The organism is Pseudomonas sp. PAMC 25886 (assembly GCF_000242655.1).
Classification (GTDB): domain Bacteria; phylum Pseudomonadota; class Gammaproteobacteria; order Pseudomonadales; family Pseudomonadaceae; genus Aquipseudomonas.
Genome location: NZ_AHHC01000043.1, coordinates 1 through 14,076, shown reverse-complemented (window position 1 = coordinate 14,076; position 14,076 = coordinate 1). Strand labels below are relative to the sequence as shown.

The following is a 14,076-nucleotide window of genomic DNA, read 5'->3' as shown; positions in this document are numbered from 1 at the left end:
AAGGTCATCCTCAGTCCTGCATTTCGGTCTGGCGTTCGACAGGGTCGATCAGCACGGCTTTCTTCTGGCGTACCAGCAAGTCGAGAATCTCTTCCTGGCGATCGCCGAGGACGCCCGAGAAGCTGATGCCACTGGATTTGGTCGGCGCAAGCATCGACACGCGGTACAGCTCGACACTCAATGGAGAGTCGATGGACAGCGGCCCGCTGCCGTTGGCGGCCAGTTCACCGCCGACCACGATCAGCGAGACCTTGGTGTCGAACGGGTCGAGGGCGATGTCGCGGTCGGTGTCGGTCAGGTCCTTGATGTGGCCGTATACGCCGGTCAGCCCGTTGGCCATGGCCACGTTTTCGTACAGGCGAATGTTCACGCTGTTACGTATGCGGATGCCGTGGCGACGGTTGCTGATCACCTTGTTGCCCCACAGCAGGTTATCGCCGCTCTCATAGAGGGTGATGCCGTCGGTGTGGTTGCGGTAGATCTCGTTGTCGGCGATCAGGTTGTTGACGCTGTTACGGTCGATCACCAGGCCCGAGAGCTTGTTGTCGAAACTGCGGTTGTTGAAGATGAAGCTGTCGTTCACTTCCCGGGAAATGATGATGCCGTGCTTCTTCTTCGTGCCGTAGACGGTGTTGTCGGTGATGATCAAACCGTGTGACCGGTCGTGGGGGTCAATGCCGTAGACGATGTTGTCTTTGTAGGTATTGCCCTTGAGCACAAAGCCGGTGGTCTCATAGCAGTAGAAGCCGTACCACATGTCCGAGAACTCGGAGTCGACGATCCAGCCCGTCGGCTCGGGACGCTTGAGCACCTTGGCCATGTTCGGCGTGTACTGGGAAATACTCACGCCATACGACTTACTGTTGGCGTAGCCGAAGCTGGCCATCTTGCTGTTGGCGATGTAGGTCTCGGTGCCGCCCCAGGCCAGCAGGAACGGGCGGAATTCCTTGGGCGACTGGAAGGTCGCCGGGCCGTTGGTCTTCTCGCGCCAGCCGGTGATTCTGGTGTCGCGCACAAACAGCTGGCCGTCGTTGATCAGGAACGAACCGGCCTCCTGGGACAGGCGCAACTCCTGGGTCTGCTTGTCGATTTCGAGGATGCCTTTACGGCCCACCACGATCGGCAACTTGGCCAGGAACACCCCCGGGGAGGTTTCGCTGAAGTACTGCTTGGGCACTTTCTTCAGCAGGTCCTTGAGGTTCATGTAGCCGTCGTCGACGAAGATCGCCTGGGGAATGCCGTGCTGGCGAACCACCCATTCAGCCATCTTGTTGTCGCCGCCGATGAAGTCCTTCAGGGCGTCTTCCTGCATCATCCGGCGGATACTGATTTTGCCCGGCTTGCTGCGCACGATTTTCTTCGCGATATTCGCCGCGGTGTAGCCGGACACGTCCGGCAGCGCCGGCTTGGCCATTTCCAGCGGCTCGGTCGGCGGGCTCGAAATGGTGTAGGTCTTGGCCTGTTGCAGCTCTTTGGCGATGGTCGGCGCCTTGACCTGCTGCGCGACATCGGCGAAGGCCGAAGTGCTGGCCAGCAGCATGGCTGCGACCAGCAGGCTGACCGAGCCTTTGAGGGCTTGAGGGTTCATTGCGCAGGCTCCCATCAGAACTTCCAGATCACGTCGACAAAGGCGCGATGCATGTACGAGTCGACCTGGCTGCCATAGGCGTCGCCCGGTTTGAACACACCGGCACGGAAGCGCACCAGGGCCGACGGTTCGTCGATCGACTGACTGAGCCCGGCCGGCAGCAGGCCTTTCTTGAAGTACTTGGTGACCACCAGGTCCATCTCCTGGCCCAGGTCTTTCTTGCCGTCTTCAAGCGGCAGGGAAGTGCTGGACAGGATCGCGCCGGTCACGTCATCGGTGTTGTTCTGCACGGCATCGATGCCGTTGCTGCCGACCGGCTTGTTGCCGTCGACGCGCCAGAACTTGTGGTACACGAGGCTGGCGTCATAGTCCTCGCGCAACTGCCAGGAACCGAACAGGCTCATGGACTGCATGTTGTTCATTTCGCCACGGAACGCTTCGCCGAAGCGGTGGACGCGGGACTGAGTACCGGTCCAGTTCGAACGGTTGCTTTGCAGGCCGTTCTGCTCGTATTCGGCGCTCGCGCGGGAGTAAGCCGCGCCCACTTGCCACTGCGGGTCCAGACGCAGGCGCACACCCAGGTCGGTGGCCCAGCCATTCACGTCATCGCTGCGCTTGGCATTGGCGGGGCGGGTGCCGTCGGCGTTCAAGGCGTTGACCGTGTCGCGGTCGCCCTGCATGCCGGTGACGCTCGCCCAGTAGTTGACGGTGTTGGTGTTGCGCCAGTTGTAGGCGTCGCTGTTGGCTTCGATGCCGAGCCAGGTCAGGTCGCCGTTCTCGCGTTTGTCCAGCGAGTCGGTGGCCACGCCCGGTTGCGGGTAGTCGAGCTTGCCGTCGTCATGGGTGTGGTGAGCGCGCAGGCCGATCCACTGGCCTGGCGTCCACTGATAGGCAGCGTCGGCGTAAAGGTGCTGGCGGTCCTTGTCCTTGGGCGACAGTTCCTTGAGGTCGGTGCGGTATTCGCTGAAACGCTCGGCGACGCCGACATTGGCCTTGAGCAAGGTGGTGTCGAAGGTCCAGTTCAGCGCTTCGATGTTGGTGTCGCGCCATTGGCCGTCGTCATTGCGCAGGCGTTGGCGACCGAGCTTGAGGATCTCGCCGGGGTAGGGCGTGAAGCCGCCGTAGGCGACCCAGAACTCGCGCATCGCCAGGTAGTTTTTCTTGCTCTTGCGGTCGTCATTGCTGGTCTGTTGGGTGGCGTCATCCGAGGACTGTTGCAGGGTGTCGGTCTCGATGATGTCGCTGGACGTCACGGCCTGGCCCATGGCGTAGGCGCTCCAGTTGCCGCTTTCGCCGTAGATCCACGGGCGCAGGTCGAGGCCGATGCCGTTGACGTCGCCGCCTTTCTGGGTGCCCAGGTCGCGGTCATCTTCGGACTGGCCGGTGACTTTCACTTCCAGGCCGAAGTTCTTGGCTTCGGTCAGCGCGGCCAGGGTCGGGCACGACCACAGCAGGGCGAAGGTCAGGCCGATGCCGGCCTTGACGAATGGATTGAGCTTCATAGGGATTCCTCGCCGTCTTCTTCTTGCAGGGCGTGCAATTGCAGCGTGCTTTGGGCCAGGGTGCCGCGCGCGGCCAGTTCCTGTTGCACCAGGCGTTGGCCTTCGGCGCGTTGTTCCGGGGTCAGCGGGGCTTCGAGCTGGGTGGCCAGGTCGTTGGCTTCCGGCGTGTCCTGGGCCTTGGCCAATTGGCTGAAGACATAGGCGTTAAGCGGGTCGGGCTTGGTGCCCTTGCCTTGGGAAAACAATTGGGCGATCGCGAAGTCGGCGCTGTTCTGGCCGTTGCGCGCGGCGGTCAGCAGATGGTCGAGAGCCTTTTGCGAATAGACCTTGCCCAGGTAGCCACGGCGATAGATCTGGCCGAGGTAGTAATCGGCAGCCACTTCGCGGCCGACGGCTTTCTGGAAGTGTTCTTCGGCAGCCTTGGCGTCAGCCGGGACCCACTTGCCTTCGTAGTAGAGCTTGCCCAGCAACAGTTCGGCGCGGGGCTGGTCGGCGGCGCGGCCGTTGTCGAGGTACTTCATCATCTGGTCGACGTCGCCCAGCTCCGGGAAGTCGTAGAGCAGTTGCGCCAGGCTGACCCAGGATGCCGGGTAGCCCGGGGCGATTTTTTCCAGCAGGGCCTGGGCGGTTTTTTCGTCGGTCTTGCCCAGGGTCGCATCGCCCAACACACGGGCAACACTGTCGACCCGTTGGGCGGTCACGGCGCCACGGCTGTAGCCGGCTTCCATCTGTTTCAGCAGCTCGGCCTGTTTTTCCGGCTCGGCTTTTTTCTGGTAGACCGTGGCCAGCTCGACGTAGCAGATATCCGTGGTGTTCAGCGCGGCCTTGCAGATGCTTTCCACTTCGTCCAGATGCTGGTCGTAGGTGTCCTGGGTGCGGTACAGCAGCACTTGGGCGAGACCTGCTTCCGGGTAACCCGAAGCGCGCCATTTGCTGATTTGCTGCTGGGCGTTGATGTTCGGGAAACTGTGCGGGTATTGCAGGTACAGCATCGCCAGCGGGATCAGGGTGTTGCCTTCGCCATTGGCAAAGGCTTTTTTCAACAGGCCTTCGGCTTCATGGTGCTCGGCTTCGGTCGCGCCAGGCTTGGCCACCAGCAGGCGGCCCAGGCGTGCCTGGGCACGGAGCGAGGTGTCGGCGGCCGCGCGATACGTGGCTTCGGCCTGCTTGATTTGCTCGGGGTCGCGGGTGCCGACCTGGATGTCCGCCAGGCCCACCTGGGCCTCGCTGTAGCCCAGGTCTGCCAGCTGCTGGTAGTTCTGCTGCGCGGTGACCGTGTCGCCACGCTTGAGGGCTTCGTTGGCCAGGCGTTGGTCGGGCAGGCCGGCGCACCCGGCGAGGGCGATGGCCAGCGCCAATGGAACCGGCAGGGATCGAAGGGCGCTCATGGTTAAAGACCTGCAGCCATGGCTTTGTCGATCAGCCAGTTCAGGGACGGGCCACGGTCGCTGGTCACTTCAACCGGGCGACCGGCGTAGGTGCTGTCCAGCGGGGCATCGGGTTTGATCTGCACACGGATGTCGGAGGACATTTCGGTGCTGTTGAGGCTGGTGCTGCTGACGATGGTGCCGGTGCGAACCTGCTCTTCATCCGCCACCTGGAAGTTCACACGGGTGCCCGGGCGAACGTCGGCAAACTGGCGATAGGAGAAGCGTGCATCCACGTTGGCCTGGCTGCCGCGTGGCACCAGTTGGAAGATCACGTCGCCCTTGCTGGCGTACTGACCGTCGGCGACCAATTGCTGGGCCACGACGCAGTCGCACGGGGAGGTGAGGGTGCCGGTCATTTGCTTGCCGAACAGCTCTTCCACCTTGGCCGGTTGCAACTGGTCTTCGTCCAGATGGCCTTTGAGCACGTCGAGCATGCTGGTGCTGAAGGTCGCCAGTGGCGCGCCCTTGGCCGCCACTGCATCCCCTTTGATCAGGCTCTGCACGGTGCCATCGCGCGGCATGGTGACGTTCATCCCGGGTACGCTCACCAGGCCGGAGGTGGCGTGGCTGACGAAGTACATGCCGTACACCGACTTGACCACGAAGCCGAAGGCGACCAGGCCCACCACGAAGATCCCGAGGCTGAAGGTCACGGCCCGCAGGCGGCCGCCGACGCTCATGTTGCTGCCGCTGTCCTTGACCTTGCGCGCCTTGGTGAAGTTGTCGCGTTGCAGGGTCGCCAGCACGTCCCCCATGGTCACGATGTCGCCGGACAAGTGCGAGGTGATCAGGTGGCGCAGGGTCGAGATGTCTTGTGCGTCGAGGTTCTGGAACTGGCAACCGGTGCGGCCGGTCTGGCGGTCGTAGGAGCGAATCTGCAGCTCGACGTCCATCGCCAGGCCGAGGTTATCGATCACGAACTGCAAGCGACCCTTGTGCACCTGGCCCACGGTCAATGGTTGGGTGGCAGTGAACGCCAGACCGCCGGCCGACAGGTCGATGACCCGTGCTTCGGTCTGGGTGCGGTCGGCGTTGAAGAAGCGCAGCTTGGCCGGGATTTTTACCCGGGCGTGTTGGCGCTGGGCTTCGGATTCGTGGACAACGTTGGCGTTTACTTGGCTATTCATGGTGTGTAGTTCCTAGTTAATTCAGGCTTGGCAGGGTCAAACCATCATCAGCAACACGGCGACGAAAATGCTGCCGGCGGAGAAGGTCATGGTCCGAGACGACCAGGTGTTGAACCAACGTTGAAAGCTGGCCAAATCGCGGGTCAGTTTGGTGTCCTGGCGTGTCCAGGACTGTTGATCAAGGCGGAAGAACACGTAGATCTTCACCAGCGCGCCCATGATCTGGTTGTAATAGAGAATCACCGGGTAAGCCGGGCCGATCCGGTGACCGGAGCACGACAGCAGCAGGGTCAGGATCAGGCGGGTGATGCCGATCCACAGCAGGTAGGCGAGGATGAACGCGCCGCCGTATTTGAACGTGGCGATGATCGCCACGGTCAGCCCCAGCAGGGAGGTCCACATCGACACGCGCTGGTCAAACAGCACGATGCTGGTGAACAGGCCAAGCCGGCGCATACCCAGGCCTAGGGCACGGGAGTTCTGGCGCAGGTTGTTGCCGTACCAGCGGAACATCAGCTTGCGGCTGGCCTTGATGAAGCTCTTTTCCGGCGGGTGTTCCACGGTGTGGATCGCAGCGTCCGGCACGTAGAAAGTGTCGTAGCCCAGGCGCATCAGACTGAACCAGCTGGACTTGTCGTCACCGGTCAAAAACTTGAAGCGGCCCAGGCGCCAGTGTTGCAGCGAGTCGCTTTCCACGTCGGCGATAAAGCCCGGGTCGGTGACCACGTTGGCGCGGAACACCGACATACGGCCGGTCATGGTCAGCACGCGTTTGGACAAAGCCATGGAGCACATGTTGATGTGGCGTTGGGCGAAGCGCAGCTTGTGCCACTCGCTCATGATGTAGCCGCCGCGCACTTCGCAGAACTCGTTGGTGGTCAGGCCGCCGACATTGCCGAACAGCTGGAACCACGGCACGGTCTTGCGCACGACGCCCTCGGCGAGCACGGTGTCGCCATCGATCACGGCCACCACGGCGCGATCGTCCGGCAGGTGGCGGGAGATGGCGCGAAAACCGAAGGCCAGGCCGTCACGCTTGCCGGTACCGGCGATGCGCACGAAGTCCAACTTGACGTGGTCGGGCGGGTTCATCCTGGCCCACAGGCTCTTGACCAGCAGCTCATCGGACATTTCCACCAGCGAGCAGACCACGGTGGTAGGGAAGCCACATTCGATGGCTTCGCGGATCACCGAGCTGTAGACCTGGGCCGTGGTCAGCGCGTCGATCCGAAAGCTTGTCACCATCAGGAATACGTGGGACGGATCTGCTGCCTTGCCCAGCTTGCGCACTTTGCGCCGCAGGTGCGGATAGACTACGTACAGGAACAGCATGCCGCGAAAGAAATGCGTAGCACCCATCGAGTAGCGCCAGATACCGACGGCGCCAATCAGGAAAATAAAATTCTTCGACTCGGAGTCGAACGTACTCGCCGGCAACAGCAGGGCGAGTCCCATCAGCAGGCTCAGGAAAAACAGCCAGCCGGCGGATTGGAGGAGTACGTGTTTTAACTTGGACATAGGCGTCATTCCGCAGGTGAAGGAGGCTTCAAGCGGCAAGCGCCGGGGATCAGGACGCTTGCCGCTTGAAACTTGCCGTTGCTGTTACCAGCAAATGCCTTCGGTACGACCGCTCACGCTGGTGGCCTTGGACATGAAGCCCACCAGGTCGACCACTTGCTTGCCGTGGGGAGCGTTATGCGCCAGGGCACGGAACTTCTCATCGCGGTTGCCCAGGATGATCACGTCGGAGTTGTTGATCACTTCGTCGAAGTCCGAGTTGAGCAGGGACGACACGTGCGGGATCTTGCCCTCGATGTATTCCTTGTTCGCGCCGTGCACGCGGGCATATTCGACGTTGCTGTCGTAGATGCTCAGGTCGAAACCCTTGCCGATCAGCATTTCGGCCAGTTCCACCAGCGGGCTTTCGCGCAGGTCATCGGTGCCGGCCTTGAAGCTCAGGCCCAGCAGGGCGACTTTGCGTTTGTCGTGGCTGGAGACGATGTCAAAGGCGTTTTGCACCTGGGACTCGTTGCTGCGCATCAGCGAGTTGAGCAGCGGCGCATCCACGTCGAGGGAGCCGGCGCGGTACGTCAGGGCGCGCACGTCTTTCGGCAGGCAGGAGCCGCCGAACGCGAAGCCCGGGCGCATGTAGTACTGGGACAGGTTGAGGGTCTTGTCCTGGCAGACCACTTCCATCACTTCGCGGCCGTCGACACCCACCGCCTTGGCGATGTTGCCGATCTCGTTGGCGAAGGTCACTTTGGTCGCATGCCAGACGTTGCAGGTGTACTTGATCATCTCGGCGACGGCGATGTCCTTGCGGATGATCGGGGCGTCGAGTTCTTCGTACAGCGACTGCAGGACATCGCCGGAGGCTTTGTCGAACTCACCGATGACGGTCATCGGCGGCAGGTCGTAGTCGGCGATGGCGGTGCTTTCACGCAGGAACTCAGGGTTCACCGCGACGCCGAAGTCGACACCGGCTTTCTTGCCGGAGCAGTCTTCGAGAATCGGGATGACCACATTCGCCACGGTGCCTGGCAGCACGGTGCTGCGGACCACGATGGTGTGGCGGGTGGTCTTGTCGCGCAAGACAAAGCCGATCTCGCGGCACACCGATTCGATGTAGTTGAGTTCCAGGTCGCCGTTCTTCTTGCTCGGCGTACCGACGCAAATCATCGACAGGTCGGTATCACGGATTGCTTCGGCGAAATTGGTGGTGCCGCGCAGTCGGCCGGTTTGAATACCCTGGCTCAACAGCTCGCCCAGACCCGGTTCAACGATGGGCGATTTGCCCGCGTTGATCAGGTCGATCTTTTCCTTGGAGATGTCTACGCCGACGACCTCATGGCCCCGTGCAGACAGGCAACCGGCACATACTGCGCCGACGTAACCTAGACCAAATATGCTGATGCGCATCGCATTTACCTCATTGTTAATCGTGCCATTAGATGGCCGGAGTTCATGTTTTGAAGCGTCACTCAGGCACTGGAAAGTGCGACGAATAAACGTCGATATATCCAGTGCAGGCATACTAAAAGTCGAGTGACTAACTAATGCACTCAAGTTGTGCGCAACTTGGCCTTATTGTTGGGGCTTGCCCTGAAATGCAGCCAGCCTTCCTGGGGAAGGGCCTGGCGCCAGTGCCTCAAGGCGTTGACAGGGGCTTTAAGCCCTTATATATCAACGGCTTGGGTTGTCTCACTGACCGATACAGGTGAGCTCAGCCTTGGCCTTTTCGGAGAAAGTAGTGGAACCTTTTCGTCCGCCTTCAACTAGTCAGTTGATGGTTTGACCATTGAGTCAAAGTTAGATGACAACTTTGCTACTTCATTTGGTCGCCGCGTAAGTCATCTCTTACATTTGCAGAGATAATCGTTACCGGTGGTATGAGCGGTGCTTTGGGACATAGTTCCGGGCCGCTCATCCTGTTTCCGGAAATTTCTTGAAATATTAGGAAAGATGGCACTAGTACTATTGTGATAGCACTTGCTATTTGGGCCAGTAGTTGCGGGGAGTTGCGAGGGCTAAATAGTTTTGTGCCACTACTCTTTGAAAAAAGTGGTGCCACTACGAAAAAATTTGACGAATGTCGAGTGAAATAAATGTTAGGAATTCTGAAGAAATATTTTTGACGCCAAATAAATGACGATTTCGATGAGTAAAAGAAGGGAGTAGAGAGCTTTCAAGGTAGGAGGGCTGGGCCTCCTACCACAGGGAAAAGCCTGTTCGGGGAAGGCGTTATTCCGGGGCGTGATCGCGCAGGAAAACGAGATGGTCGGGCTTTGATTGCTCCGCATTGAAGCGATAACCCTGCACGTCAAACTCCTTGAGCCTGGCCGGGTCGTTGATGCGCTCTTCAATCACAAAGCGGCTCATCATGCCCCGGGCCTTCTTGGCGTAGAAGCTGATGATCTTGTACTGGCCGTTTTTCAGGTCCTTGAACTCGGTGTTGATGATGCGCGCGTTCAGTGCCGGGCGTTTGACTGCCGAAAAGTATTCGTTGGATGCCAGGTTGAGCAGCACGTCATCGCCTTGTTCGGCCAGGGCTTCGTTGAGCCATTCGCTGATGCGGGTGCCCCAGAAAGCGTATAGGTCCTTGCCACGGGCGTTGGGCAACTTGGTGCCCATCTCCAGGCGGTACGGCATCATCAGGTCCAGTGGGCGCAGCAGGCCGTACAGGCCGGAGAGCATGCGCAGGTGGTCCTGGGCGTAGGTGAAGTCGGCGTCTGTGAATGTTTCGGCGTTGAGGCCGGTGTAGACGTCGCCCTTGAAGGCCAGCAGGGCCTGTTTGGCGTTGGCCTGGGTGAAGGCTGGGGTCCAGCTGCCGAAGCGTGCGGCGTTGAGGCCGCCGATCTTGTCGGAGACGTGCATCAATTCGCTGATCTGCGCCGGGCTCAGTTCACGCAGTTGTTCGATCAGTTCCTGGGAGTGGTCGAGGTATTGCGGCTGGGTGAAGCGCGGGGTGACCGGCTTTGACTCGAAATCGAGGGTTTTGGCGGGGGAAATCACCGTCAGCATGAAGTCGTCTCCTTTAATCGTGGGGGGATTCTAGGGGGTAGGGAGGTTTGACTCCACCTATGATGGTGATAGAGGAGTGGGTTTGTGCTGTGGACATATCCGTTGCTGCGGTAACGGCCGCTATTGGTTCCGCTCTTACAGCGGGTCACTTTGGAAAAGCCCCAAAGTAACCAAAGGGCTCTGCCCCGCCTGTCGGCACCTCGCTAAGGCTCGGTGTTCCCTCACTCCGGGATTGCTCCGCGGGCCGCCGCGACGGGGCGTCCCTGCCCCGTCGCGGCTAAACCGGCGTCCTGCCGGTTTACCCGCTCCTCAATCCCTGCGTTCGGCCTCGGGCTTATTGGGGCAGTCAGATCAAGATCAAAAGCAAGAGCACAGCGGCCTACCGGCCGGCTTGAGTGGTAGAAGCCAGAGCAAAAGCCAAAGCCAAAGCCAGAGCGAAAGCCAAAGCGAAAACCAAATCTGAAACTGATGCAGCTCTGCTTTTCTGTGGGAGCTGGCTTGCCTGCGTATGCAGACAACTCGGTCTCTCAGTACACCGAGGCGATGCTATCGCAGGCAAGCCAGCTCCTACAGTTGGACCGTGCCCGCTTTAGATTTTGATGTTGCCTTTGCTTCACACCACTCAAGCCGGCCTGTAGGCCGCTGTGTTCTTGATCTGCTTTTGATCTTGATCCTAGGCGCCCCGTTAAACCACGCTGGCCGAACGCAGGCTTTGGAGCGTGGGTAACCCGGCAGGACGCCGGGTTAGCCGCGCTGGGCCAAGGATGGCCCATCGCGGCGGCCCACGGTCCAAAGCCGGAGTGAGGGCACACCGAGCCCGAGCGAGGTGCCGAGTGGTGGGGCAAGAGCCCTTTTGGTTACTTTTGGGGCTCTTTTCCAAAAGTGACCCGCTGTAAGAGCGGAACCGATATCAGCCATGACCTAAATAACGGATATACACACCAACCCAATAGCCCCCCCACGCGATCGGCTATAGTGCCCGACGACTCTGGAAAGGGAGACCCTTCGTGCGAATTGCGCTTTTTCTGTCAGCCTGGCTCATCTGCCTGGGCGCCCAAGCCGCCCCCGTGGATGTCGCGACCCTGGACCGAGGCACCTGGCCCGAACGCCTCAGCAGCCCGGCCCTGTTCGATGTCGCCTCCCGCGCCGAAATCCTGATGTTCGCCCACACCCTGCTGGCCAGCGAAGCCCTCGACGAGCCCGCCCTGAAACAGCGCCTGGGCCTGAAGATCATCAATCAGGCTTCCATCGACGACCTGCGCCGCCAACTGTGGCAACGGCTGTTGGAAAACTACACCTTCGCCCAACAAAGCTGTGAACAGGACGCCTCCTTCTGCTACCTCGTGGAAAACATGGACGACCTGCGCGAACAAGCCGCCAAGTTCCAGGTCAGCGACAGTTCCTTCTATATAGGCTGGGCCGGCCCCAGCCGCGTATTCCACGAGCGCTACCTGGATGAACAGTTACGCAAGGCCGCCCTGTTCCCGCAGATCAGCAGCGAAATCGCGCGCTTCGGCGACCACGAACGCAACGGCGACGAACTCAACGACCGGATGTTCCTGCTGACCTTCGACAGTGGCCCTTCCCCCGTCAGCGGCAACACCGACTGGCTGGCCGACTACCTGCGCAAACAGAAAATGCACGGCCTCTTCTTCGTGCTCGGCAACAGCCTGCAAACCCGCGTTGAAAAAAGCTCGGCCACCGACGTGCAGGCGCTGTACCAGGGCCAGTGCGTCGGCATCCAGGGCTGGCAGTACCGTTCCCATAGCCACTGGGTCGACTGGCAGTCCTCCATCACCCGCAGCGCCTCCCTGGCCCAGAGCCTGATGCCGGAAAACTACGTGCCGCTGTTCCGCCCGCCCTACGGCCAGCGACGCTCCGACAGCCAGGGTTTCTTCCAGTCCCAGGGGCTGCAGGTGGCGCTGTGGGACATCGATTCAGAAGACGAAGCCGGCAAGCTCAAGGCCGATGAGTCGGCCAACCGCGTGCTGACGCTGATGCTGCTGTGGCGGCGCGGGATGATCGTGTTCCACGACACCCAGGACAAGGCGCGCATCGCATTGCCCTGGCTTTTGCACGCCACGGCAGAAAGTGGACTCGGCTGGCAGGATTGCCGGGAAGCGTTTCGCTGAAAAGCACGAAGAGCCCGGCCCTGTTGGGGCTGAGGTTTTTTCGGGGGGAATTCGGGAGATATTTCGATACAGGCGGACTTCCGACTTTAACGGTGCAACGCCGGCTCGCCTAGTGCTATTCGTCATCCTGAAAAATAAACTTCAAAAAAGCGTCAAAGTGCTTTTTCCTGTCATGTGTTTTGCGGTATTACGAAGACAGACAGCCGAAACCTGCAACACAGGTGGCGTCTTCCAAGACACCTCTTGTGTGCACCGCACTTGACGCCCCTCAAGTGCGTTCGACGGTCGAATCGAGGCGCAGCACTGTCGCGGTATTGCGTCGACTGGCTCCCACAAAGGTGACCGAGTATGGATGATCATGGACGTAACCCTTCTTCCGACCAGCCAATCCTTTATGTGCTTGATACCAACGTACTGATTCACGATCCAAACGCACTGCTTAACTTCGAAGAACACCACGTCGCCATCCCGATGATCGTGCTTGAGGAGCTCGACAAACTCAAAAGCGGGCACCACAGCGTTGCCGCCGAATGCCGCCAGGCCATCCGCCTGATCGACAAGACCCTCGGCGAAGCCTCCCCCGATGACGTCGAGGTGGGCGTACCGATCCAGCGTGGCAAAAGCGGGCCCAAGGGCTTGCTGTCGATTCTGATGAGCAAGCGCAGCGAGCCCAACAGCCTGCTGCCGGAGAATCTGAACGACAACAAAATCATCAACCAATTGATCGACCTGCACGCACGTGACAAGGACCTGCGCCTGGTGCTGGTGACCAAAGACATCAATATGCGCCTCAAGGCACGAGCGTGTGGGATCGCTGCCGAGGACTACAGTACTGACCAGCTGGTTGACGACGTGTCGATGCTGTCTCGTGGTTATCACACCATGACCGGCTCGTTCTGGGATCGCGTCAGCAAGGTCGAAACCCGTCAGGACCATGGCCGCACCTGGCACCAGGTACAGCTGATCGACAACCTGCCGGCCGTGCACATCAACGAGTTCATCATCGACGAACAGGGGTTTGTGGGCTGGATCAAAGAGATCCAGGTCGACAAGCTGCTGATCCTCGACTTGCATCAGGAACCCCTGTTGCACCAGGAAGCCTGGGGCCTGAAACCGCGTGATATCTACCAGAGCCTGGCGCTGTATGCCTTGCTTGATCCGGACATCCACCTGGTCAACCTGACCGGCGCGGCAGGCTCGGGGAAAACCATCCTCGCCCTGGCGGCCGCCATCGAACAGACCATGGTGACCAAGCGCTATCGCCGCATCATCGCCACCCGCAGTGTGCAGGGCCTGGACCAGGAAATCGGTTTCCTGCCCGGCACCGAAGCGGAAAAAATGGAGCCGTGGCTGGGGGCGATTACCGACAACCTCGAAGCCTTGCACATGGATGACGAAAACACCCATGGCAGCGTCGACTACATCCTCAGCAAAGTGCCGTTGCAGTTCAAATCCCTCAACTACATACGGGGTCGCAGCTTCCAGCAAAGCCTGATTTTGATCGATGAATGCCAGAACCTCACGCCGCACCAGATGAAAACCATCATCACCCGTGCCGGCGCCGGTTCCAAAGTGGTGTGCCTGGGTAACCTGGCACAGATCGACACCCCTTACCTGTCCGCGACCAGCTCCGGGCTGACTTACCTGACGGAACGCTTCAAGGACTTCCCGAACGGCGTGCACATCGCCTTGCAAGGTGTCCCTCGTTCGATTCTGGCCGAATACGCCGAATCTCACCTGTAACCACTGACCACTGTAGGAGCCGGCTTGCCGGCG

The 14,076-nt window shown here is 60.2% G+C and carries 9 protein-coding genes; 2 read left to right on the top strand and 7 right to left on the bottom strand.

The features are described 5' to 3' along the window. Window positions 1-10: 10 nt before the first annotated feature. The 7 genes from algG to yaaA form a co-directional block, all read right to left on the bottom strand. Window positions 11-1,603 carry a mannuronan 5-epimerase AlgG gene (algG, locus tag MUM_RS0113335; RefSeq protein ID WP_029615879.1) on the bottom strand — a complete coding sequence of 531 codons (1,593 nt, stop codon included), beginning with the start codon at window positions 1,601-1,603 and terminating at the stop codon, window positions 11-13. After that, entirely contained in the window at window positions 1,603-3,090 is a 1,488-nt protein-coding gene (locus tag MUM_RS0113330) for an alginate export family protein (RefSeq protein WP_010170420.1), read from the bottom strand. The genes algG and MUM_RS0113330 overlap by 1 nt, the downstream gene beginning before the upstream one ends. Further along, the gene (gene algK, locus MUM_RS0113325) at window positions 3,087-4,478 is read right to left on the bottom strand and encodes an alginate biosynthesis TPR repeat lipoprotein AlgK (RefSeq protein WP_010170418.1); all 1,392 of its coding nucleotides are present in this window, start codon (window positions 4,476-4,478) and stop codon (window positions 3,087-3,089) included. The genes MUM_RS0113330 and algK overlap by 4 nt, the downstream gene beginning before the upstream one ends. A 2-nt stretch (window positions 4,479-4,480) precedes the next feature. Next, the gene (locus MUM_RS0113320) at window positions 4,481-5,647 is read right to left on the bottom strand and encodes an alginate biosynthesis protein Alg44 (RefSeq protein WP_010170416.1); all 1,167 of its coding nucleotides are present in this window, start codon (window positions 5,645-5,647) and stop codon (window positions 4,481-4,483) included. A 36-nt stretch (window positions 5,648-5,683) separates the two neighbouring features. Beyond that, window positions 5,684-7,165 carry a mannuronan synthase gene (gene alg8, locus MUM_RS0113315; protein ID WP_169386264.1) on the bottom strand — a complete coding sequence of 494 codons (1,482 nt, stop codon included), beginning with the start codon at window positions 7,163-7,165 and terminating at the stop codon, window positions 5,684-5,686. 84 nt (window positions 7,166-7,249) lie between these two features. Beyond that, a complete protein-coding gene (locus MUM_RS0113310) occupies window positions 7,250-8,566 on the bottom strand; it encodes a nucleotide sugar dehydrogenase (protein ID WP_010170413.1) in 1,317 nt (438 codons plus the stop codon). An 822-nt stretch (window positions 8,567-9,388) separates the two neighbouring features. Further along, window positions 9,389-10,168, bottom strand: a complete 780-nt coding sequence (yaaA, locus tag MUM_RS0113305; RefSeq protein ID WP_010170411.1) for a peroxide stress protein YaaA — start codon at window positions 10,166-10,168, stop codon at window positions 9,389-9,391. 1,007 nt (window positions 10,169-11,175) lie between these two features. Here yaaA and MUM_RS0113300 point away from each other — a divergent pair. Continuing rightward, entirely contained in the window at window positions 11,176-12,300 is a 1,125-nt protein-coding gene (locus MUM_RS0113300) for a polysaccharide deacetylase family protein (RefSeq protein ID WP_010170409.1), read from the top strand. A 348-nt stretch (window positions 12,301-12,648) separates the two neighbouring features. Continuing rightward, window positions 12,649-14,043 (top strand): PhoH family protein, encoded by a 1,395-nt coding sequence (locus tag MUM_RS0113295; RefSeq protein ID WP_010170407.1) that lies wholly within the window; start codon window positions 12,649-12,651, stop codon window positions 14,041-14,043. The last annotated feature ends 33 nt before the right edge of the window (window positions 14,044-14,076 follow it).

Excerpts from the sequence above, each read along its gene's own strand:
- algG (WP_029615879.1), bottom strand. The coding sequence starts at position 1,603 with ATGGGAGCCTGCGCAATGAACCCTCAAGCCCTCAAAGGCTCGGTCAGC.
- MUM_RS0113330 (WP_010170420.1), bottom strand. The coding sequence starts at position 3,090 with ATGAAGCTCAATCCATTCGTCAAGGCCGGCATCGGCCTGACCTTCGCC.
- algK (WP_010170418.1), bottom strand. The coding sequence starts at position 4,478 with ATGAGCGCCCTTCGATCCCTGCCGGTTCCATTGGCGCTGGCCATCGCC.
- MUM_RS0113320 (WP_010170416.1), bottom strand. The coding sequence starts at position 5,647 with ATGAATAGCCAAGTAAACGCCAACGTTGTCCACGAATCCGAAGCCCAG.
- alg8 (WP_169386264.1), bottom strand. The coding sequence starts at position 7,165 with ATGTCCAAGTTAAAACACGTACTCCTCCAATCCGCCGGCTGGCTGTTT.
- MUM_RS0113310 (WP_010170413.1), bottom strand. The coding sequence starts at position 8,566 with ATGCGCATCAGCATATTTGGTCTAGGTTACGTCGGCGCAGTATGTGCC.
- yaaA (WP_010170411.1), bottom strand. The coding sequence starts at position 10,168 with ATGCTGACGGTGATTTCCCCCGCCAAAACCCTCGATTTCGAGTCAAAG.
- MUM_RS0113295 (WP_010170407.1), top strand. The coding sequence starts at position 12,649 with ATGGATGATCATGGACGTAACCCTTCTTCCGACCAGCCAATCCTTTAT.